Raw genomic sequence first — 23,993 nt, 5'->3', positions numbered from 1 at the left:
TTAGAAGCTGTAGCTGATTATTTAAGAAATCAACTACAGTTTGAATTAACTTTTATTGATGATTATCAGCGTTTTGCTTAGCCAATTGGCTTTCCGCTAAAGCTAAAAATAAGATACCTGATACAATAAGAATGGTGCCAATTAACTTATATAATGTGATTGGTTCATGAAACAGCCATATCGAAGCTATCATAACCGTGACAACTTCAAAGTGAGAGGCAGCAAAAGCTGGCCCAACAGGGGCTTTTTTTAATAAAGTCATCCAAGTAAAAAAAGTTAAAACATAACCAGCGATAGAGATGTATATCCATGGATTAGTAAATACCCTGACTAACCAATCAACACTCATTGCTAGTGGTTCGGCATGGATGGCAGTTAATTTAAAGCTACATTGTGCAATAGTATCGAAAAAAAGTAATACCGTAAAACCGATTAAATAGAATCTAGCCATATTAAGACATCCCTACAAAGATTACGCCAGCAGTAATGAGTAACATACCAATGAGTCGGTAAACAGTTAATAGTTCTTTGAAAAGCACTCGACCAACTAACATAATGGTGATGATATTAAATGATGCCAGCAACACCCCTTGAGAAAGCGGAACCAATGTTAAAAATGCTAACCATAATAAAAATTCTGCAACGTAAGAAATTATACCAATCCAGATCCAATGATTTTTAGCCAAATCAACCCAGTAATACCAGCCATCTCGATTATTAGGGGCGGTTGCTGCGTATTTAAAAGCAACTTGCCCTAATGTATCAAAACAGATATTACTAACCCAAAGTATAATCACTAATAGCGACATTATGAATTGGTTCCTTCTGCTATTTCATTGAAGAATGATGCGCACTCTTTAATGACTTCACGACGTTGGCTATCAATTGTAATTAAATGATAACTATCATTAAGTACCACTAATTTTTTTGATCCTGAAACGTGTTTCTCAACTAATTTAGCGTTGGTTTCAATATCAGCTATGTCATCATGACCAGAATGCATAATCAAACACGGTGAAGTCACCTTAGGTAGTGCTTGGCGAACGTTTTTAGCTAACAATTGCATTTCGGCCAGTGCAGGAAAAGGATTTCCAGCAAGTCCGGCAGATGCCGCATCACCACTCAGCATACTTTCCGATACAACGGCTCGGATCCGCTCATCTTTAAGCCCATAAGGTGGCTTTTCGATGAAAGAAACCTTTTGGAAAAGCCCCAGTTTTTTCAAATACACCAGCAAGAAAAAGAATTTTTTAGCCCAAAATGGCATGCTCCAACCATCATAATAAAAAGTTGGTGCTAAAACACCCACACCTTTAATTTGCTCTGGTCTATCTGATGCAAGTTTAAGCGCAAGGAGTGCGCCCATGGATAAACCGGCAACAAAAACATTATCAACATGTTTTGCTAAAAAATCAGCACCATCTTTTACACTTTGATACCAATCTTGCCAAGTGGTTTTACAAAGATCCTCTTCAGTACCACAGTGACCCGCTAATTGTATAGCATACACGGTAAATTCGGCTTTATGTAAACCATTAGCTAAAATACGCATTTCGTTGGGTGTACCTGTTAAGCCATGTATCAAAAGTACACCATTTTTGTTACCCGGTAAAAAATAAGATAAATCTTCAATTGTACTCATTATTATTCCTAATTATTTTACCATCATGACAGGGATAAGAGCATCTTGAGTTTTTTTCAGTGCTGTCGTGACATCGGCAAAACGTTGAATAGCACAGTGTTCAATCTTGTTGGTTTCACAATATTGAATCAATTTGTCTTTTGCAAATACAAAGTCCACATTATGAGATACACAATAATCGGATGTGCCATCACCTACATACAGTATTTGTGGAAAGAATTGTTGTTTTTTAACATGATTACATTTGCAATTTCCACTTTGTTTAATACAGTTTTTATTCGCATAAGGAAACTCAAGACGCCAACTACGCCCATTATCATGCATTAATTTATTGGCATATATCGGGATATGTGTTATACCGTGTCGTTTTAAAACAAATTGAATTGCGTAATCTAACCCATCACTCACAATATGAACTGGGATATTATTCTGTTCAGTATAATCAATGAATGATTTAAACGTTGAATCAATTTCGATTTGTGATAAAACGTGATTGAGTTCATCTAAACTGGCATCCATTAAGGCAATTTGTTTACTCATGCACTCTTGGGAGCCAATTTTACCGTTAACCCATAACTCTTCAAGCTCATCACAACCATCTTGACCAAAATGACTCAGCAATGTATCTGTTACATCTTTGACACTTATGGTGCCATCGAAGTCACACAAAACAATAGGAGTTTGATGTTGTGTATAAGATGGTGTATATAGATGACTAGTAATTGATGAAAAAGTATTCATATTTGAAATAAAAATAGTCTATTTATATATATTGGCGCAAATTTTCTCACAGAGTCGCTTTGAACATTGTAGGCTCTTTGTATATATTTTGTAACGGAGTTAAAATTGTCTGTATAATAAGGATTCTTTTAGCACAATTTACGGTAATGAGAACCTAAGATGAGTGAACGTATTTTAATCATTGAAGATGATCAAAGGTTAGCTAATTTAATAAAAGTTTATCTGGTTCGCCAGGGATATCTTGTTGATTGGCATAATAGTGGTGAAGGTGCAGAAGAAAAAATTCAAGAAATAAATCCCGATTTGGTTATTTTAGATGTGATGCTTCCCGAAAAATCTGGTTTTGATATCTGTCGAGATATACGGACATGGTTTACAAACTATATTCTTATCATGACGGCGAGTGAAGATAATATTGACGAAATTGTCGGTTTGGAATTGGGAGCAGATGACTATCTGGCAAAACCAGTCGAGCCAAGGTTATTATTGGCACGCATTCGAGCTTTACTAAGACGAAAGCAAATTGAATCCGAGAAAGAAGTAAATAAAGATCCCGTCACGGCAACGAATAATAAAACGTTGATTTTTGATAATCTGATTATCGATGATGAAAATCGAAAAGTATTACTTGAAGGTCAAGAAATCGATCTCACCACAGCAGAGTTCGATCTACTTTGGTTGTTGGCGAATAATGCAGGTAAAATTTTATCTCGTGATGATATTTTTTCTCAAGTTCGAGGTATAGATTTTGATGGAACGGATCGTTCTATCGATGCTCGTATTTCTCGATTACGACGTAAGTTACTTGATGATCCTGATAACCCTTCACGTATTAAAACGGTTCGAGGTAAAGGTTATCTATTTATGAGAGAAGGGGATAATCATTGAGACAATTATTAGCAAAACCGCTGTTTTTTAATCGTCGGATTGTGTTTTATCTGGTTATCTTACTTTCACTACAATGTATTATTGCCTATGGTGCACTACTCGTTTTTGATTCTTTGCCTTCTTCATTAACGGATATTCCTGATGACCACATTGTCTTTCGTGAATCACAACGAGGTACGGTCAATCTGATTCGAATGCAAATTAATGAGAATAAAGATCGTCCTCTGCAAGAAGTGGTAGATGAACTGCAACCCTATTTTGGGTATCCGATTGAAGTTTTACCGAGTCATACTTCGTTACCCCATTCCATCAATAAAGAGCTAGCAGAACTTGGATTTGCCTATGATGGTGACAAAGAAGTGGTCTATATTGATTTAAAAGAGGGGCATCTTCTTCAGCTAGGCCCTATTATGATGCGGGATATTCTAGAATCAAACACGATGTCTTTAAGTGTTTTTCTCGTTATTTGGGCGCTTTTTAGTGCAATTGTCTTTTTTATTTTAATCTATTTTGCGTTTAGTGCTGTTTGGAAGGATTTGGTTAGCATTAGACAGACAGCCGAACAGCTTGGTCAAGGAAACCTTAAAGCGCGCACTGAAAATGTTAAAGGCTGGTTATTTAAACCGTTAGCAAATGTGTTAAATAATATGGGAACACACATTGAGCATTTAGTTAGCACTAATCAAACCATTTCGCATGCAATGGCGCATGAACTTCGTACGCCACTGGCTCGTATGCGATTTGAGCTCAGTATGCTCGAAGAATGTGATGATGTACAAGAAAAGTTATTGCTGCAAAAAGGAATGAGCGATGATATTAATGAACTTGAAACGCTCATTAATGCCAGTTTAAGTTACTTTAAAATGCAGCAAAGTAATATTGAGTTAAATTTAACGTCGGTATCACTCAAGCAGTGGGCGGAAAAAGTTTGTCAATCTCTCGAATTATTCAAACCTAAAGGATTTGAGTTAGTTTGTCACAGTCAAGACGTAAAAGCGCTTATTGATACTAATCTGGTTGAAACCATAGTTAAGAATTTATTACTTAATGCGTTCAAATATGCAACGCATAAAGCGGTTTTAAATATTACAAAACAGAACAATCGAGTTATTATAGAGATTGATGACGATGGTCCCGGTATCCCGTTTGATGCACGTGAAAAAATTTTTATGCCTTTTGCAAGGCTTGATACCAGTCGAACTCGTTCAACAGGTGGATATGGTCTTGGATTAGCTTATGTAAAATTAATGGCAGAGTTTCATAATGGGAAAGCATTTGTTGTCACTAGCCCTTTAGGCGGTGCAAGATTTGTTGTTTCAATAAAGTCTGGTGAAGAATAATTTTATTGGGAATTCGTTTTTAGAAAACAGAAAAGCATATCAATTCAAATCATGCTGTTTTTTCATTTCAGAAAAACAAAAAATTTGTTATATTCTCAAGTCAAATGAGATAAGTAACCAAACTAATAGTTAAAATTTTGTATTAGTTAACAACAATCAGAGGTTTTTATGAGCGGTTCACTACCGACCGAGACAGAGACACGTCCAACTAACTTTATACGTCAAATTATCGATGCAGATCTTGCAGCAGGAAAATATAAAACGACGCATACACGTTTTCCTCCAGAACCAAATGGTTATTTGCATATTGGTCATGCCAAATCAATTTGCTTAAATTTTGGGATTGCTCAGGATTATCAAGGTAAATGTAATTTACGTTTTGATGATACTAATCCTGTTAAAGAAGATGTCGAATATGTTGAATCGATAAAAGAAGATGTTCGTTGGTTAGGGTTTGAGTGGGATGGTGAAATTTGTTACTCATCTGATTATTTTGACCGATTATATGAATATGCGATTGAGTTAATCAATAAAGGATTAGCCTATGTTGATGAGCTTTCGCCTGATGAAATTCGTGAATATCGTGGCACGTTGAAAGAACCGGGTAAAAATAGTCCTTATCGTGATCGTAGCATTGATGAAAATTTAGCATTATTTATTCAAATGAAAGAAGGTAAATTTGCTGAAGGTAAAGCATGTTTAAGAGCAAAAATTGATATGGCTTCACCTTTCATTGTTATGCGTGACCCGGTGTTATATCGTATTAAATTTGCAGAACATCACCAAACAGGCAATAAATGGTGTATTTATCCAATGTACGATTTTACCCACTGTATATCTGATGCGATTGAAAATATTACTCACTCACTCTGTACGCTTGAATTTCAAGACAATCGTCGTTTATATGACTGGGTATTAGATAACATAACGATTGAAGCTCGCCCACATCAATATGAGTTTTCTCGATTAAATTTAGAGTATGCTATTACCTCTAAACGGAAATTAAATTTACTCGTATCAGAAAAAATCGTTGATGGTTGGAATGATCCTCGGATGCCAACTATTTCGGGTCTCCGTCGTCGAGGTTATACGCCTGCTTCAATTCGAGAGTTTTGCCGTCGAATTGGTGTGACGAAACAAGAAAACACGGTAGAGATGAGTACGCTTGAATTTTGTATCCGTGAAGATCTTAACGAAAACGCGCCGCGAGCGATGGCTGTTCTTGATCCTGTTAAAGTGGTAATTGAAAACTATTCTGAAACAATTGATGAAGTTCTCAACGTACCTAATCACCCAAATCGTCCTGAACTTGGTCATCGTGAAGTGCCATTCACTCGTGAGCTCTATATCGATCGTGCTGATTTTAGAGAAGAAGCTAACAAAAATTACAAACGCTTAGTATTGGGTAAAGAAGTACGCTTACGAAATGCTTATGTCATTCGTGCTGATCGGGTTGAAAAGGATTCACAAGGCAATATTCAAACGATTTATTGTAGTTATGACCCTGCCACTTTAAATAAAAATCCGGAAGATGGACGTAAAATTAAAGGCGTTATTCATTGGGTTTCAGCCAAATTTGGTAAACCAGCAGAAATTCGTCTTTATGATCGTTTATTTAATACGCCTAATCCTGGGGCAGCAGACGATTTTTTATCAACCATTAACCCAAGCTCTTTAATCGTTAAACAGGGTTTTGTTGAGCCAAGTTTACAAAATGCTGAAGTTGGACATGCTTATCAATTTGAACGTGAAGGATACTTCTGTTTAGATAGTAAATATGCAACCGATGACAATTTAGTATTCAACCGAACGGTTGGGTTAAGAGATAGTTGGAACGAAGCTTAAATTGACCAGATTTGCCGATATCATGTCGGCAAATCACTTTTTAAATGTGATTACTCACCGATTTTAAACAATTTTGTTTGTTGATCTAAATAACTGAGGATATCTGGCATTCGGTATTTACCTGCCATTGATTGTATATTTTTAGCAGCACTCGTTAGCGTTACCCCAACTGAGGTTACATAAAGCGGATGTTTACTATGACCTCGGACAACTTCCATTAAATATTCACTATTTCCAGCAAAAGGTTTTTTAGCAACGCCGATAATAGGTACTTTTTTATTTAAAGCATTATATAAATGCCCACCCAAACCTATTTTACCCCCATTTAAATGCACATAACCATCAATGACAATTGTTGAAATGTTGCTAAGATCAACTTTATTGAGCAGGGATAAAATGCAAGGTAATTCACGTTGATAAAATTGACCAGATTGATAAGGTGCAACATTATCTTGATAGTCAGTGATTATATTTTGAATGTCAGATTTTGAATCGCACCAATGATTAAATAACACCCCCACTGTTTTTGCTCGAGTATCGATATAATAAACATCAATTGCAAGTATCATATTAAATTCCGTTTCGATAAAACTTATTGATCATTAAATCAATATACTGAGATTAATTTAGTAAAACAAGTCAGTATTTTTAATAATTGGAGTGATTAATTTGATTAAATTTTGTTTTTTTAACATTATAAATAACTTAATTTTTATACTTCATTTTATATTCATAATGAGAAATAGCTATGTAAATAGAAATAATAATCTAACATATAGGGTTAGTTAACCCTATGTTAAATATATAATTTACTATTTATTAGCCTCATTATTCTCAACCTTTATTTTTGGCGGTAATGGTGCTAAATAACCGATGACTAGCATCAGTATTGCTATAGCAATAAATGCAAATGCTTTCAATAATCCCTCAAGTTCAACGCTATCAATCAAAATTAACTTGATTACGACAATAGTTTGGAGTGTTACTCCTGTAAACCATGTAATACGTTGTTGATAACGATGACCAATAGTGACTAAGACAACGGCAACAAGCGTCCATAAAAGTGAAATTGTTGCTTGAATGATTTTGGAATTCCATAATTGATAAAACGACCAAGGTATATCAAGCCATTGACTTAAGCATCTCAAAATCATACTGTTAGTCCATAAACAAGCCATGACAATTAATAGTATGGTAGCAAAATTAGGCAATTTTTGTTTAATGTTAGACAGACTAATTTTCTGATCATCAAATTGTATGAAATAAGCGCTGAATTTTATCCAAATTCGAATCATGAGTAAGGCAAAAATTGCACTCAATTCAAGCGGATTGAATATTGGTATATAAGGCCAATTGATTATTTGACCACTATAAAAGATAAATGTGAATAATTTCACAAATAAAGAAATTATGATAGGGGCTAAACCTATTAACCAATAAGTTTTACTAATCGCAAAATGAGTTAATAATCTTTTTTTAACAAGAAGATAAAATAATAATACAATACCGCTATCCAGGAAGAATAATGTACCGTATTCAATAGTCTCTAAGCCTAGTGGTAATAAACTTAAACAATTCTTAATTTCAAAGAATAACCAATCTAAAGTCATCAAAAACAAACTAATATGCAGGATTAAATAAAAATAATTTTGAACCTTAATTAATCTGTCTTTGATGATATACAAATAAAAATAGCAACTCAAAAAGGCGACTGCCCAAACCATGTTCCAGTTAGTCGTCAATAAATTCGTATTAAACAAGAACGTTTCATTGATTAATAGTAAAAATAACATGATCGGCCAGAGCAGTAAAACAGCAAATTTGAGCATAGTCCATTTTAGTTTTTGACCGATGTAATACCAGACCCATGTAGCAATTAGGAAAGCTAAGAGTAAAATTGGTAGTTTATGTGTTATTTGGTTAATTCTTATAATACTATATAGAATCCAGATTACCCAAGCGTGGCTAGCCAATACAAAAAAAACGATTTTGAAAATGTTACCCAAATTATTTTGATTACAGTAATAGTGCCAAATAAGAGCATTAATTAGTAAAATCAGGCTAATCAATCCTAAAAAGAGTATATTTTCTGTGACGGTAAAGACTAAATTAGGCAAATTATTACAGAAGTATAGCAAACTAAATGCATTAATGAATGCCCCTAGCATGGCAAATTTGAACTGTCTGTTATTGAGCATTACCCAACTTAATGCAGTGCCTTCAAAAAACCAAATTAATACTGTCCATTCAAGATTAAACCAAAGAGCAATCGCTAATGTAATAAAAGAGAGTCCTATTGCAATACCAAACAATGAACTTGTTCTTGATGTAAATCGATTATAATGTAACGTGATAAAAAATATTGTTAAATAAAATATTCCAAATCCTAACGAAGAAAATGTCGGTCCAAGCGACCATTGTCGCGTAATAGCATATTGCAACATAAAGGCAGTTATAGGGGTGCCAAAAAATAAAATAATATCAATAATATGTGGATGATTTTTTTTATTAGTTTTAGGGCCAGCTAATGAGGTAGCTAAAATGCCATAGATTATCATGTTAACGATGATAAAAAACTGGCATTCAGTATAAAACTCGGGGCGAAAATTAATTATTCCCCATAATGAGGTAATTACAAAAGTAAATACAAATCCTATTAAGTTAAGTATTCGCCATGATTGCCAAATACTAATTACTAAAATTGCACTCGAAATGACGGAATAATAACTGAATAATGTAATGTGATTATCTGAATTTGTTGATAACAATATCGGGGCTAGATAGCCACCAATACTGGCAATAATTGCCAAACTCATTGCGCGTTGTAAAACAGCGAATAAAACGCTCACTGAACAGAGGGTGATTAATAAAATAATAGCAACTAAGAATGGAATAAGTGCATAAAGTCTACAGGCTGCAAATATAGTTAAATATAAAATACCTACAGAACCGCCTTGTAATATTAGGGCATATATCCGTTTTTTTGTGCGTAAATACCAACCAAACACAAATAATACTAAACCTAAGATCAGTGCACCAACGATACGAACATTAGGTAAGATTAATTGATTTTCAATACTATACTTAAATAAATATGAAAGACCAAAAAATAGGATAATAATGCCAACTTTAGCTATCAAATTGCCTTGAAAAAGCCAGGTAAAAAACGAATTGATAACACTGGGGGTTTTGCCTTGTTTGGTTGATTGATTTCTTGATTGTGAGCTTTCCCATTGTTGATGTTGTGATGTTTGGATTGACGTTACAGGTTGAATATTCGTTAGTTGTAGTTGCGAAACATTGGTGTTTTCTGATTGCTCAACATATTCAGATTTTTTTTCAGCGATTTTTACATCCTGTTCAATAGTGGCTTTGAGGTTGGAATGAACAAGATCAGATTCTACCGACTTAGTATTGTTTTCTGTTAATTCATAACGTTGAATTTTTTTTTTAGCTCATTAATTTGAGATTGTAAATTGTCTAAGGTTGAATTTAAACACGAACTGATTATTATCACTATTGAGATCAGTACAATGAAAATCAATAGTATTGTAAATGTGCTTATCATATTTCTTATATTTCCGAGATATTATTTTATTAGTTATGGTATATTATATGTAATCGATAACAAATAACAAGGTGAATTACAACACAATAAATGTTTTAAAGATAGCCACATTGTTTACTTTCTTTTATACTATTACTCTATTTTTTACCTATTTTTGGCTTAAAAAGAGTAATTAGCATGAAAATTTTAGCTGGTTCTTCTGCTGTATCTGCATTTCGTATTCATAAACTTCTCTCTGCTTGTTCTGAACAATCTATCCCTATTATGAGTGTTGAAGCACAATATTTGCATTTTATTGATTTGAAAGGTGAATTAACTTCTGCCCAGCAGCTAACCCTTGAGAAATTATTACAATACGGGCCGAAATCGGCTCAGATCACTATTTCGAACAAATCAAACAAAACGCTTTTTTTAGTTATACCAAGAATAGGGACAATTTCACCATGGTCATCAAAAGCCACCGATATAGCGCATAATTGTGGTTTACGACAAATTCAACGCATTGAGCGAGGCATTGCTTATTATATTCAAACGAGTTCACCGTTGACTGATATACAAAAAAATGATTTTTTGGCATTCATTCATGATCGAATGATGGAAACAGTTTTGACTTGTCTGGAACAAGCAGAACAGTTATTTAAAGTCGAACAACCTGTTCCTGTGACTACTATTGATTTGTTAGGTCAGGGGCGTAAGGCATTAGAAGCGGCAAATATTAAATTAGGCTTAGCGTTAGCGTCAGATGAAATAGATTATTTAATTGAAAACTTCCAAAAACTCAATCGTAATCCAACGGATGTCGAGCTTTATATGTTTGCCCAAGCAAATTCAGAACATTGTCGACACAAAATTTTTAATGCCGATTGGATTATAGATGGTGAAAAACAGCCTAAATCGCTGTTTAAAATGATTAAAAATACTTATGAAAAGACACCCGATTATGTTTCTTCTGCATATAAAGATAATGCGGCGGTGATGGATGGCTCTCAAGTTGGACGTTTTTTCGCTGATAGTGGTAATCAAACCTACAGTTATCATCAGGAATATGCCGATATTTTGATGAAGGTTGAAACACATAATCATCCCACAGCGATATCACCTTGGCCAGGCGCAGCAACGGGTAGTGGGGGGGAAATTCGTGATGAAGGCGCAACCGGACGAGGCGCAAAACCGAAAGCGGGTTTAGTCGGATTTTCAGTTTCCAATTTGCGTATCCCCCATTTTGAGCAACCGTGGGAACACGATTTTGGTAAACCTGACCGAATTGTCAGTGCGTTAGATATTATGCTCGATGGCCCATTAGGTGGTGCTGCATTTAATAATGAATTTGGTCGCCCTGCGCTATTGGGGTATTTTCGTACCTATGAAGAATACGTTAATAGCCACAATGGTTATGAGCTTCGTGGTTATCATAAACCAATAATGCTTGCCGGAGGCATGGGCAATATTCGTCGAGAACATATTCAAAAAGGTGAGTTTCCTGCTGGCTCTAAGTTAATTGTGTTAGGCGGTCCGGCAATGAATATTGGTTTAGGAGGAGGTGCGGCATCTTCAATGACATCGGGACAATCTGATGCAGATTTAGATTTTGCATCAGTGCAGCGTGATAATCCCGAAATGGAGCGTCGTTGTCAGGAAGTCATCGATCGGTGTTGGCAACTTGGCAAAAATAATCCTATTTTATTTATTCACGATGTTGGGGCTGGTGGTCTCTCAAATGCAATGCCAGAGCTGGTCAGTGATGGTGGCTGTGGTGGTCAATTTGAATTACGGAAAATTTTAAGTGATGAACCCGGAATGTCACCGCTAGAGATTTGGTGTAATGAATCACAAGAACGTTATGTTCTCGCCATTCACCCAGATAGTCTTGATGTATTTAATGAACTTTGTCAACGTGAACGCGCACCGTATGCGGTAATTGGTGAAGCTACGTTTGATAAAACGGTGACACTACATGATGAGTATTTTAATAATAATCCGATCGATTTACCTTTAGATGTTTTATTGGGTAAAACACCTAAAATGTTAAGAGAAGTCAAAACACAACAAGCACATGGCGATAATTTTTCAACGGCTGATATCAATTTATATGATGCGGTTAAACGGGTTTTACATTTACCGACCGTTGCTGAAAAAACGTTTTTAATTACTATCGGTGATCGCACTGTTACTGGTATGGTTGCACGAGACCAAATGATTGGACCATGGCAAGTACCGGTCGCTGATTGTGCTGTGACAACGGCGAGTTTAGATAGTTATTATGGTGAAGCCATGTCAATGGGGGAACGGGCACCGGTTGCTTTACTTAACTTTGCTGCCTCGGCAAGACTTGCCGTGGGTGAAGCCATTACCAATATAGCGGCAACTAACATTGGCGATATCAAGCGAATTAAGCTTTCAGCTAACTGGATGGCTGCAGCAGGCCACCCAGGTGAAGATGCTGGACTTTATCATGCCGTAAAAGCAATTGGTGAAGAATTATGCCCAATATTAGGGTTGGCCATTCCAGTTGGTAAAGACTCCATGTCGATGAAAACCACATGGCAACAAAATGGTGAACAACAATCGGTAACCTCACCATTATCGTTAGTCATTTCAGCTTTTGTTCGTGTTGAAGATGTTCGTAAAACAGTAACTCCCCAATTACGAGTTGATGTTGATAATACTTTATTACTTGTTGATCTTTCCAAAGGTCATCAAGCACTGGGTGCGACTGCATTGGCACAGGTTTATCGTCACTTAGGGCAAAAAACAGCTGATGTACATGATGCTAAAGAGCTTTTAGCTTTTTATCGGGCTATCCAAACGCTTATCAATCAAGATGCGTTACTTGCTTACCATGATCGCTCAGATGGCGGATTAATTATCACATTAGCTGAAATGGCTTTTGCCAGTCATTGTGGGATTGATGTTGATATTGCAGCATTAGGTCACGATATGATTGCCACCCTGTTTAATGAAGAACTGGGTGCTGTCATTCAGGTGGCAAACGAGCATCTGGAAAGTGTCATGGCATGTTTTAATCAATATGGATTGTCACATACCGTTCATGTGCTTGGTGAAGCAAAGACGGGGCAACAATTTATTATTCGCAACAACTCAGCTGTAGTTTACAGTGAATCACGTACCACGTTACGAACATGGTGGGCTGAAACCACCTGGCAGATGCAACGTCTACGTGATAATCCACAATGTGCAGATCAAGAACATCAAGCGAAACAAAACGAAAGTGATCCTGGTTTAAGTGTAAAACTTACCTTTGATCCTCAGAATGATATTGCTGCTCCTTATATAGTTAAAGGCGTTAAACCCAAAGTCGCCATTTTACGTGAACAGGGCGTTAATTCCCATGTTGAGATGGCTGCTGCATTTGACAGAGCGGGGTTTGATGCCATTGATGTGCATATGACGGATTTATTAAAAGGTCGTGTATCATTGAGTCAATTTAGTACATTGGTTGCTTGTGGTGGTTTCTCTTATGGTGATGTTTTAGGTGCAGGTGAAGGTTGGGCAAAATCAATATTGTTTAACGAAAAAGTTCGACAAGAGTTTGAAACATTCTTTCAACGTGATAACACTTTATCATTAGGCGTCTGTAATGGTTGTCAAATGATGTCAAATTTGAAGGATTTGATCCCTGGTGCAGAATTATGGCCTCGTTTTGTTCGTAATGTATCGGAACGTTTTGAAGCTCGCTTTAGCTTGGTACAAATTCAACAAAGCCCTTCTTTACTATTAAGTGATATGGCAGGTTCGCATATGCCAATCGCAGTTTCACATGGTGAAGGACAAGTTGAAACGCGTGATCAAGCGCATCTAAATGCGTTAGAAGCATCAGGTTTAATTGCTGTTCGTTATATCGATCATTTTGGACAAGTGACCGAGCAATATCCGGCTAATCCTAACGGTTCACCAAATGGAATAACTGCTGTCACATCACAAGATGGTCGAGCAACGATTATGATGCCTCACCCTGAACGAGTGTTTCGAACGGTAACCAATTCATGGCATCCCGAAAATTGGGGAGAAGATAGTCCTTGGATGCGTATTTTCCGTAATGCACGTAAGCAACTAGGCTAAAAAAATCGCCGGCAAATTGTCGGCGATAGCATTTTATCTAAACTAACATATTTATGATTGTAGTGACTGTTTTTGTCGCTTAAGTAATGGTTTTCCTAAAAGAGTATTCATTTTTCGTAACAGCTGATCGGTTGTTTCCCAATTAATACAAGCATCCGTCACCGATACACCATATTTAAAGTTTTCTTTTGGTTGCTCGGAAGATTGATTGCCTTCGTTTAAATTACTTTCAATCATCACACCAATAATAGCATTATTACCTTGTTCAATTTGGTCAATGATTGAGTTCGCAACAATGGGTTGATTTCGATAATCTTTATTAGAATTAGCATGGCTGCAATCAATCATAAGATTAGGTAGTAAGCCTGCTTTTTGCATTTGGATCTCACAGAGTGCAACATTTTCAGCATCAAAATTAGGTGCTTTACCACCTCGTAAAATGACATGTCCATTTGGATTGCCAAGTGTTTGAAGTACGGTAACTTGTCCTTGCTGATTAATCCCGACAAAACGGTGTGCCATAGAAGCCGATTTCATCGCATTTATAGCGACATCTAAGCTACCATCAGTCCCATTTTTAAAACCAACAGGCATTGAAAGACCCGATGCCATTTCACGATGAGTTTGTGATTCTGTTGTTCTTGCCCCAATTGCAGCCCAACTAATTAAATCACCAATATATTGCGGTGTGTTGGGATCGAGAGCTTCGGTCGCGATTGGTAACCCAATTTTGATAATATCAAGTAATAATTTACGTGCTTTTTTTAGACCAAATTCAATATCAAACGAACTATCCATATGCGGATCATTGATCATACCTTTCCAACCAACAGTGGTTCGTGGTTTTTCAAAATAGACACGCATAACAATAAATAGATTATCTTTAACTTCGTCAGCTAGTGTTTTTAACTTTTGTGCATATTCAATGGCAGCATCAGTATCATGAATAGAGCAAGGGCCGCATACAATTAATAAGCGGTGATCTCGGCGTTCTAAAATATCAACTATGGTTTGACGTGATGATGCAATTTGGGTTTCTAACTCAGGTGATAAAGGGTAAAGCGCTTTTATTTCTTCAGGGGTAATTAACATGTGCTCATCTCGAATTCGGACATTATTGAGTGTATCTTTTAACATTTTGCATTCCTTATGAGAGTCATTTAAATATTTTATATGTAAAATATTTATTACATAAACGGACAATATGTAAACACAAAAATACAATGTAGTAAACTAAATTTTTTAAATCTTAAATAATAAAGATTGTTTTATGTGTTGTATCTATAAATTATCTGTTTTTTATAGATTACAATGAATAGATGGATAATGTTATTTTAACTGTAATTAATTTTTTACAACCTATATAGATTAATCGATATAGGTGTAATGACACAGGCTTTAAAACCTGCTGTTAATGTTTTGAATAATTGCAGGAGGGAAGTGATATTTCATTTATATTAATAAATTTTAAGGGGGAATATATTCGGTAATAAATCTCATTTTTATAAATAGGCGCTAATAAAACCTGATAGTGACTTAATCGCTCAATATTATTCGTGCATGGATTAATAACGATAAAAACGTCACTATTAGTTAATTAGTACAATTTAAGTTCGCGCTATCGATTGTATGACTACATTTTTATCAATTCCATCAATCACTTCAGCATGACCAATCTGGGTTGGAATCACTAATCTCAGTTTGCCTGATAAGACTTTTTTGTCACGGAGCATGTGTGGTATATAAGATTCAATCGACATTTGTGTTGGTCTAACAACGGGTAGATTGGCTTTTATAAGTAAATTTTTAATGCGATCGACTTCTGTCACTGAAAGTTTACCCAGTATGGATGCAGTATGCGCAGCCATGACCATTCCCACACTGACAGCTTCACCATGTAGCCAATTGCCATAGCCAAGTTCGGCTTCGATCGCATGTCCATAAGTATGACCAAGGTTTAGTATTGCTCGCATATCTTGCTCGGTTTCATCTGCGGCTACCACTTGGGCTTTAAGCTCACAGCATCGATAAATACAGTAACTTAGTGCATTTACATCTAAATTGAGTAAATCATTAATATGCAGCTCTAACCAATTAAAAAAATCACTATCTAAAATAATGCCATACTTAATCACTTCTGCTAAACCTGCCGAAAGTTCACGCTGTGGTAGCGTTTTTAGACAATGAAGATCAATGACAACTGCTTGCGGCTGATAAAATGCGCCGATCATATTTTTGCCCAATGGGTGATTAATCGCGGTTTTACCCCCTACCGATGAATCAACTTGGGAAAGTAACGTCGTGGGTACTTGGATGAATTGAATACCACGTTGATAAGCTGAAGCTGCAAATCCTGCTACATCACCAATCACGCCACCACCTAATGCAATCAGGATTGAATTACGGGTATGGTTATTGGCAAGTAACGCCGTTAACATCTTGTTCCATGTTTCCATCGTTTTGTATTGTTCACCGTCAGGAACAATAACACAATCCGTTTCAATGCCATGCGTTTTAAGCATGTCGATTAGATTTTGCAAATAAAGTGGTGCAATGGTTTCATTTGTTGCAATCATTACCCGTTGACCTGCTTGAAGTTTAAAATGTTCAAATTCATTAAGAAGGTTTTCACCAATAGTGATGGGATAGCTACGTTTTGCTAGTGCCACATTTAGAATTTTTTGCATAATTATTTCCAAACAAGTTCAAGTCGAGTTAATGTTGCATGTTAGCGATAAAAATGTGGCAGTGCAACATAGAATCATTTAAACTTATCGGCAATTTTGTTTTATGAAATTAAATTTTATATGGCTATATCTATTGTTTTAGCACAAAAAAATTGGCGTGTGGGTGATATAGAAGGCAATACTGAGCAGATCATTGAACTGATCAAGCGCCATTCATGCCACGACCTGATTATATTCTCTGAACTGGCTTTATGTGGTTATCCACCAGAGGATCTTATTTTCCGCTCCGATTTTAAAGCTCGTTGCCAAAAAGCATTATTGTCTATTCAAGATGCAAGCAAGCAGTGTGCTGTTATAGTAGGTCATCCATCTTGGCAAAATGGAGAAATCTATAATTCACTTTCATTTTTTTCTGAAGGAAAACAGTTGGCTTGTTATCATAAGCAACTATTGCCAAACTATGATGTCTTTGATGAAAAGCGCTATTTTACAGCCGGAAATCAAAGCGGTGTTGTCTCTTTCAAAGGAAAGAAAATAGGTTTATTGATTTGCGAAGATCTTTGGCAAAATGATCCTATCGATCAGCTTAGTGAACAAAAAGTTGATTTGGTGATCACAATAAATGCTTCTCCTTATGATTATCAAAAACAGAAAAATCGTCAAGCATTGATCCAAGATCATGCTACACGAACACAACTACCGATTGTTTATGTTAATCAAATTGGAGGGCAAGATGAGTTAATCTTTGACGGCGGTTCGTTTGTTTGCAATGAAAAAGGTGAGATTGTTTGTCAACTTAATCATTTTGAAGAACAAATTACTCATTTTGAATTTGGTCTCGATCATCCAGCATTGGAAATTCGTCAGAATCATGATTTAGCTTCTGTTTATGATGCGTTAGTGCTTGCGACACGTGATTATATTACGAAAAATGGTTTTCAAGGCGCAGTATTAGGGCTTTCAGGAGGGATTGATTCTGCTTTAACACTCGCCATTGCGGTTGATGCGCTAGGTAAAGATAAAGTACAAGCGGTAATGATGCCGTTTCGATATACTGCTGATATCAGTATCGCTGACGCTAAAGAAGAAGCCGAAATTTTAGGTGTAGAATTTGATATTGTATCAATAGAACCAATGTTTGATGCATTTATGTCGTCTTTAAGTCCAATGTTTGCCGGTACACAAAAAGATACTACTGAAGAGAATTTACAAGCCCGTTGTCGGGGTGTCATTTTAATGGCACTTTCTAATAAACGTCGCAGACTGGTGTTAACAACGGGTAATAAAAGTGAAATGTCGGTCGGTTATGCCACGCTTTATGGGGACATGGCAGGCGGATTTGATGTACTTAAAGATGTACCTAAAACCTTGGTTTTTGCATTATCCAAATATCGAAATACACGATCTTATGTTATTCCAGAACGCGTCATTACGCGTCCGCCTTCTGCCGAACTTGCACCTGATCAGAAAGATGAAGATAGTTTACCTCCTTATGATATTTTAGACGGTATTTTAAAAGGCTATGTTGAGCAGGATCTTTCCGTTGCAGAACTGGTTGAGCAAGGCTATGATGAATCAACAGTAAGACGAGTCATAAAATTAGTTGATATTAATGAATATAAACGACGCCAATCAGCAGTAGGACCTAAAATTACGGCACGTAACTTTGGTAAAGGCAGACGCTATCCGATTACTTCTGCTTTTGGATTTAAGAATTGGTAATATCGAATAAAAGGCAAATAGAGATGAAAAAAATTGAAGCGATTATCAAACCCTTTAAATTAGATGACATTCGAGAGGCGCTTGCTGATCAAGGTATTACTGGTATGACGGTGACCGAAGTTAAAGGTTTTGGTCGCCAAAAAGGACATACCGAGCTTTATCGTGGTGCTGAATATATGGTGGATTTTTTACCCAAAGTAAAAATTGAACTGATAGTTCCTGATGATATTTTGGAAATGTGTATTGAAACAATTATGAAAACAGCACAAACAGGAAAAATTGGGGATGGTAAGATTTTTGTGTATAACGTAGAACAAGTAATACGTATTCGAACGGGTGAAATGGACGAGTTAGCAATTTAATTCATCAAATGTTACTGGATATCAGGGCGTTCTCGCCTAAGCAGTTCAGATGTGACGGCGCCTTGAATCGAACACATAAGTAAAGTCATACTGCCGTTTTTCTCAAGTAATAACAATTTTTCAATCGTATTTGGTGCAGGAATCGTTTTCACACCAACAACAGTACCTGTATTAGTATGCCAAACTTGATTATCATCATTGAGGCTCCGAATTTTAGGATTGGCAATATAAAGCTGGTTATCTTCCATGTTTTTCCAGTTGAGATAATTTAATGTATTTTTGATCTGATTAATATCATTATCAATGATGAATCCCCAAAAATAATATTTGCCAATTTTACCTAAATCCATTGCACTGTCATAGTAACCTTTTATGGTTAAATTTTTGTATTTGATAGGCAGCGAAAAATACATAAAATTTTTACCCGTATCAAATCGATTAGTGACAGGAATATAAGCCAGATTACCGTCAAAAATTTGGACATTGGTAAAACGTTTTAACTCATCTTTATTGCTATAAACAGTATTGAAAAAATTTGGATTACACAGGACGAACGAATCTATTAGTGGTTGTCGATCAGCAGATGCCACAAACGAAAAAAATAGAGAAAATAAACCAAAAATTTTTTTAATCATGATAATGGATAAAGACAAAATGAATTTAATAAAATCTACTGGAACAGATTGTATAATTATTAAGTCAGAATAACAATCTTTAAGCTACTTTTCTTTTGGAATTCTGGGGCGAAATACACCTAAAATTTACAATTGCAACACTTTTTTTGATATTTGTCAGTAATAACAATAAATCTTTCGATAATTAATAACTTTTGTCTAATTATGGAAGACAGATCGCAATAATGATTAATGGATACGAAAATTAGTTGGAGTATTGAGTAAAATACGATAGTTTTGATTTGATTATTAAGTTGGTTAAGTGATTTAGTACAGAATTAAGTAAAAAAATGGAAATAAAATATGAGTTCAACCTTTGCAAATCAAATATTAACAAAATTCTCTGGCTTTAGTGGCATTTCAATTAAAACCTTTTTTGGTGGGTTCAGCATTAGTAGCGATACAACAATGTTTGGATGGATAAGTCAAACGGATTTTTATTTAAGAGGACATACATCATACCGTTCATTCTTTATTGAACAAGGTATGCAACCGCTAACGTTATCATCAGGTGTTTTAACCAAATTACTTGATTATTATAAAGTTAAGGATGAGTGGCTCAATGATCTGCCAAAACTACATTCATTGGCTAAAATGGCAATTGAATATGCTAAACAAGAAAAACATGAAAAAAACGAAATAAAAACGAATCGAATAAAAGAGCTACCCAATATGACATTGTCATTAGAACGATTATTGTGTAGTGTAGGAATTAAAGATGTCGAGACTTATCGTAAAATAGGTTATTTAGAAACCTATCATAAAATTAAGTCTAAAAAAGCTGAAATCTCTAAAAATATTCTTTTTGTCTTATATGGTTCATTGCATCGATGCCATGTTGCATCATTATCAAAAACGACTAAAAATGCAATAGAGACTGCATATCAAGCTTTTTTAAAGCAACGAAAAAAAGACTAACATTTCAATCGTCATTTTTGGGTGTTAATTGCACAAATAAAATAATCACTATAGTTATCTAAAAAGCATTCCTGTTTAATGATAATTTTAGATAACTATATTTATGATGATCAAAAGATCAGTTATGAAGATGATCTTCTTCTAGGTGGACGTCTAAACGCTTTTGGCGCTGGTAAGTCAGTCAACAAGGCCGAAGGATCATATTGACTAACAGGGATTGCATGCGCAATGGCTTTTTCAATGGCTGGCAAATTTTGTGAGTATCGTTCACAAGCTAAAGAAATTGAATTACCTTCAGCACCTGCTCGTCCAGTACGACCAATACGGTGACGGTAATCATCGCAATCATCAGGGAGATCATAGTTAAAAACATGTGTTACATTCGGAATATGTAATCCCCGTGCTGCAACATCTGTTGCAACGAGAATATCAATATCACCTCGCGTGAATTGTTCCAAAATAGATAAACGTTTTTTCTGAGCAATATCACCCGTTAATAACCCAACTCGATGACCATCAGCAACTAAATGACGCCAGATTTTTTCACATGCAATTTTAGTATTCGCAAATATGATACAACGCTCAGGCCATTCTTCTTCAATAAGTGTTTGCAATAAAGCTAATTTATCTTCATTGGAAGGGAAAAATAGTTCTTCTTTAATACGATGCCCGATTTTCTGTTCTGGTTCCACTTCAACATATTGAGGATTATTCATATGCTCAAAAGCAAGTTCACGCACATTATGTGTTAATGTTGCAGAAAATAACATCGTTAAGCGTTTTTCGGGTGGTGTCATATGTTTAAAAATCCAACGTACATCTCGAATAAAACCGAGATCAAACATACGATCTGCTTCGTCTAGAACCACAACTTGAATTGATTCTAAATTGATATATTTTTGTTTAGCATAATCAATTAAGCGACCTGTTGTTGCAATTAAAATATCTACACCTGCGGATAACATTTTTAATTGTTTATCATAGCCATCACCACCATAGGCTAATCCCAATTTTAGTCCGGTTTCTTTAGATAATAACTCTGCATCATGATAAATTTGCACAACTAATTCACGCGTTGGGGCAATAATGATAGCCCTAGGTTGATTCGCTTTATGATCTGGCAAGGGTTGATGATTCAACAAGTAGTTAAATGTTGATGCCAAAAACGCCATTGTTTTGCCTGTTCCAGTTTGTCCTTGACCGGCGATATCAATTCCTTTTGTAGTAAAGGGTAAAGCTTGTTCTTGAATTGGAGTACAATAAACAAACCCTTTTTTCTCAAGTGCTTTAATCACTAATGGATGAAGCGGAAATTGATTAAATGTTGTTTTTGTTAGATAAGATTGAATCATTGTGGTTTTAAGTTTAATTATCGGAATAGTGGGATTATAACATATTAAACTTACGGTCATCACTAATAATTATACCCTATTATAATAATTACTAGCGAAGAAAACGAAAATATCCTAATATAAAACCATGTAATTCTATATTTGGAGAAAATAAATGAGCAATAATATTGTTTCTCTTTCTGAAACTACTTTTGATAATACAATCAAAGAAGCAACAAAACCTGTATTGGTTGATTTTTGGGCTGAATGGTGTGGGCCGTGTAAAATGTTAGCCCCAATTTTAGAAGAAGTTGCCCAAGAATATAGTGATAAAATTGTGATTGCAAAATTAGATGTGCAAGAAAACCCAAATATTGCACCGAAATTTGGTATTAGAGGCATCCCAACACTATTGATTTTTAAAAATGGTCAAGTGGTTGCAACTCAAGTTGGTGTATTGTCTAAAGCTCAACTTAAAAGTTTCATTGATGAACAACTTTAATGTTGTTTTAGATTTTTCGAATAAATTAATTTTAGTACCTAAAGCATAAAAAGAGTAATTAAATTGCGTATTACTCTTTTACTCATTTACTTATTGTAATAATAATATTTACAAATTTATTAAAACAAACTGAATTTATTATAGACATATTACTGTTTTTAGTGTAAATTGCTAGCTCTTACGAAGACCCCTTTCTACAATTCATTGTTTTTCTTGATAAAGTGGTGAAAATTCTATATTCAGATATTAAATTATCATTAAAAGCTTCATAACAGATTGAATTTGTGTATTGTCAGAGAGAGAATTTTTTTTATAAGTAAATGAAACGAATATACAAAAATAACATTAATTGCAAACATATCAATTTTATCCTCAAGAATTTTTAAAATTATGAATTTAACTGAATTAAAAAACACATCTGTTTCCGAGCTAGTAGCGCTTGGTGAAAAAACAATGGGGCTAGAAAATCTTGCCCGTCTTAGAAAACAAGACATTATCTTTGCAATCCTTAAACAACATGCCAAAAGCGGTGAAGATATTTTTGGTGATGGTGTGCTTGAAATTTTGCAAGATGGATTCGGATTTTTACGCTCAGCTGATAGCTCTTATTTAGCGGGGCCGGATGATATTTATGTCTCACCAAGTCAAATTAGACGATTCAATTTAAGGACTGGTGATACCATAGCAGGTAAAATCAGACCGCCTAAGGAAGGCGAGCGTTATTTTGCTTTGTTAAAAGTGAATGAAGTCAATCACGACAAGCCTGAAGATGCCCGCAATAAAATTCTTTTCGAAAACTTAACTCCACTTCATCCTAATTCTCGTTTACGTATGGAACGTGGGAATGGATCAACTGAAGATATCACCGCCAGAGTACTTGATTTAGCTTCGCCAATTGGTAAAGGTCAACGTGGTTTAATCGTTGCTCCGCCGAAAGCGGGTAAAACAATGTTGTTGCAAAATATTGCTCAAAGCTTAGCAGTTAATCACCCTGAGTGTGAACTGGTCGTATTGATGATTGATGAACGTCCAGAAGAAGTTACCGAAATGCAACGTTTAGTTAAGGGTGAAGTGGTAGCATCAACCTTTGACGAACCAGCAGCAAGACATGTTCAAGTTGCTGAAATGGTTATTGAGCGAGCAAAACGCTTAGTTGAACATAAAAAAGATGTCATTATTTTGTTAGACTCTATTACGCGTTTAGCTCGAGCTTATAACACAGTGGTTCCGTCATCGGGTAAAGTATTAACCGGTGGTGTAGATGCCAATGCGTTACATCGTCCAAAACGCTTTTTTGGTGCTGCTCGTAATGTCGAAGAGGGTGGGAGTTTAACGATTATTGCTACTGCGTTGATTGACACAGGTTCAAAAATGGACGAAGTCATTTACGAAGAGTTTAAAGGTACGGGTAATATGGAAGTGCATTTATCTCGTAAAATTGCTGAGCGTCGTGTATTCCCGGCTATTGATTTTAACCGTTCAGGTACGCGTAAAGAAGATTTAATGACTTCACCAGATGAACTACAAAAAATGTGGATCTTACGCAAGATTCTTAACCCTATGGGTGAAATCGATGCAATGGAGTTTTTAATTGATAAACTTGCCATGACTAAAACGAATGACGAGTTTTTTGAAATGATGAAACGCTCATGATTTTTAGGGTAGAGATGTTAAACCAGTAAAGTTATAAAAA

19 protein-coding genes are annotated in these 23,993 nt (G+C 35.5%); 9 read left to right on the top strand and 10 right to left on the bottom strand.

Going from position 1 to position 23,993, the window contains the following annotated elements; all coding sequences use genetic code 11:
• Positions 1–52: 52 nt before the first annotated feature.
• The 4 genes from J3U14_RS04260 to J3U14_RS04245 are packed head-to-tail and all read right to left on the bottom strand — an operon-like array spanning position 53 to position 2,383.
• Positions 53–451 carry a DMT family transporter gene (locus J3U14_RS04260; RefSeq protein ID WP_267350424.1) on the bottom strand — a complete coding sequence of 133 codons (399 nt, stop codon included), beginning with the start codon at positions 449–451 and terminating at the stop codon, positions 53–55.
• A 1-nt stretch (position 452) separates the two neighbouring features.
• A complete protein-coding gene (locus J3U14_RS04255) occupies positions 453–809 on the bottom strand; it encodes an EamA family transporter (RefSeq protein WP_065558652.1) in 357 nt (118 codons plus the stop codon).
• Positions 809–1,642, bottom strand: coding sequence for an alpha/beta hydrolase (locus J3U14_RS04250; protein WP_267350426.1), 834 nt, complete (start codon positions 1,640–1,642; stop codon positions 809–811). Before J3U14_RS04250 ends, J3U14_RS04255 begins: the two co-directional genes overlap by 1 nt.
• Before the next feature lie 12 nt (positions 1,643–1,654).
• A complete protein-coding gene (locus J3U14_RS04245; RefSeq protein WP_081299083.1) occupies positions 1,655–2,383 on the bottom strand; it encodes an MtnX-like HAD-IB family phosphatase in 729 nt (242 codons plus the stop codon).
• Between the two features lie 159 nt (positions 2,384–2,542).
• Here J3U14_RS04245 and J3U14_RS04240 point away from each other — a divergent pair, with 159 nt between their 5' ends.
• The 3 genes from J3U14_RS04240 to glnS all read left to right on the top strand — a co-directional run bounded on the left by J3U14_RS04240 (position 2,543) and on the right by glnS (position 6,456).
• Positions 2,543–3,271 carry a winged helix-turn-helix domain-containing protein gene (locus J3U14_RS04240; protein ID WP_267350428.1) on the top strand — a complete coding sequence of 243 codons (729 nt, stop codon included), beginning with the start codon at positions 2,543–2,545 and terminating at the stop codon, positions 3,269–3,271.
• A complete protein-coding gene (locus tag J3U14_RS04235; protein ID WP_267350429.1) occupies positions 3,268–4,611 on the top strand; it encodes an ATP-binding protein in 1,344 nt (447 codons plus the stop codon). The genes J3U14_RS04240 and J3U14_RS04235 overlap by 4 nt, the downstream gene beginning before the upstream one ends.
• 168 nt (positions 4,612–4,779) lie before the next feature.
• Complete coding sequence (glnS, locus tag J3U14_RS04230; protein ID WP_267350431.1) at positions 4,780–6,456, top strand: glutamine--tRNA ligase; 1,677 nt, start codon at positions 4,780–4,782, stop codon at positions 6,454–6,456.
• 50 nt (positions 6,457–6,506) lie between these two features.
• On the opposite strand, the gene J3U14_RS04225 is transcribed toward glnS, so the two are convergent.
• Together J3U14_RS04225 and J3U14_RS04220 are read right to left on the bottom strand one after the other, a co-directional pair.
• A complete protein-coding gene (locus J3U14_RS04225) occupies positions 6,507–7,025 on the bottom strand; it encodes an endonuclease V (RefSeq protein ID WP_267350432.1) in 519 nt (172 codons plus the stop codon).
• Between the two features lie 243 nt (positions 7,026–7,268).
• On the bottom strand, positions 7,269–9,596 hold the full coding sequence (locus tag J3U14_RS04220) for a DUF2339 domain-containing protein (protein ID WP_267350434.1): 2,328 nt from the start codon (positions 9,594–9,596) through the stop codon (positions 7,269–7,271).
• Between the two features lie 605 nt (positions 9,597–10,201).
• Between J3U14_RS04220 and purL the strand changes: the two genes are divergently transcribed.
• The gene (purL, locus tag J3U14_RS04215; RefSeq protein ID WP_267350436.1) at positions 10,202–14,104 is read left to right on the top strand and encodes a phosphoribosylformylglycinamidine synthase; all 3,903 of its coding nucleotides are present in this window, start codon (positions 10,202–10,204) and stop codon (positions 14,102–14,104) included.
• Positions 14,105–14,155: 51 nt separating this feature from the next.
• On the opposite strand, the gene J3U14_RS04210 is transcribed toward purL, so the two are convergent.
• Entirely contained in the window at positions 14,156–15,241 is a 1,086-nt protein-coding gene (locus J3U14_RS04210; protein WP_267350438.1) for a 3-deoxy-7-phosphoheptulonate synthase, read from the bottom strand.
• 470 nt (positions 15,242–15,711) lie between these two features.
• Positions 15,712–16,791, bottom strand: coding sequence for a 3-dehydroquinate synthase (gene aroB, locus J3U14_RS04205; RefSeq protein WP_267350439.1), 1,080 nt, complete (start codon positions 16,789–16,791; stop codon positions 15,712–15,714).
• Positions 16,792–16,911: 120 nt separating this feature from the next.
• On the opposite strand from aroB, the gene J3U14_RS04200 reads away from it, so the two are divergent.
• Positions 16,912–18,513, top strand: coding sequence for an NAD+ synthase (locus tag J3U14_RS04200; protein WP_267350441.1), 1,602 nt, complete (start codon positions 16,912–16,914; stop codon positions 18,511–18,513).
• A gap of 23 nt (positions 18,514–18,536) precedes the next feature.
• Positions 18,537–18,875 (top strand): nitrogen regulatory protein P-II, encoded by a 339-nt coding sequence (gene glnB / locus J3U14_RS04195; protein WP_065558663.1) that lies wholly within the window; start codon positions 18,537–18,539, stop codon positions 18,873–18,875.
• An 11-nt stretch (positions 18,876–18,886) separates the two neighbouring features.
• On the opposite strand, the gene J3U14_RS04190 is transcribed toward glnB, so the two are convergent.
• On the bottom strand, positions 18,887–19,510 hold the full coding sequence (locus J3U14_RS04190) for a hypothetical protein (RefSeq protein ID WP_267350443.1): 624 nt from the start codon (positions 19,508–19,510) through the stop codon (positions 18,887–18,889).
• Positions 19,511–19,852: 342 nt separating this feature from the next.
• Here J3U14_RS04190 and J3U14_RS04185 point away from each other — a divergent pair, with 342 nt between their 5' ends.
• Positions 19,853–20,467 (top strand): TfoX/Sxy family protein, encoded by a 615-nt coding sequence (locus J3U14_RS04185; RefSeq protein ID WP_267350444.1) that lies wholly within the window; start codon positions 19,853–19,855, stop codon positions 20,465–20,467.
• A 122-nt stretch (positions 20,468–20,589) separates the two neighbouring features.
• Here the strand turns inward: J3U14_RS04185 and rhlB are convergent, their stop codons facing one another.
• Positions 20,590–21,819: an ATP-dependent RNA helicase RhlB gene (gene rhlB / locus J3U14_RS04180; protein WP_267350474.1), complete on the bottom strand. Its 1,230-nt coding sequence runs from the start codon at positions 21,817–21,819 to the stop codon at positions 20,590–20,592.
• Positions 21,820–21,973: 154 nt separating this feature from the next.
• On the opposite strand from rhlB, the gene trxA reads away from it, so the two are divergent.
• Together trxA and rho are read left to right on the top strand one after the other, a co-directional pair.
• Positions 21,974–22,300: a thioredoxin TrxA gene (gene trxA, locus J3U14_RS04175; RefSeq protein WP_267350445.1), complete on the top strand. Its 327-nt coding sequence runs from the start codon at positions 21,974–21,976 to the stop codon at positions 22,298–22,300.
• 390 nt (positions 22,301–22,690) lie between these two features.
• Positions 22,691–23,953, top strand: coding sequence for a transcription termination factor Rho (rho, locus tag J3U14_RS04170; protein WP_025314498.1), 1,263 nt, complete (start codon positions 22,691–22,693; stop codon positions 23,951–23,953).
• Positions 23,954–23,993 lie beyond the last annotated feature (40 nt).

Source organism: Gilliamella sp. B3801 (assembly GCF_026536645.1).
Classification (GTDB): Bacteria; Pseudomonadota; Gammaproteobacteria; order Enterobacterales; family Orbaceae; genus Gilliamella; species Gilliamella apicola_I.
This window is presented reverse-complemented; position numbering and strand designations above follow the sequence as displayed.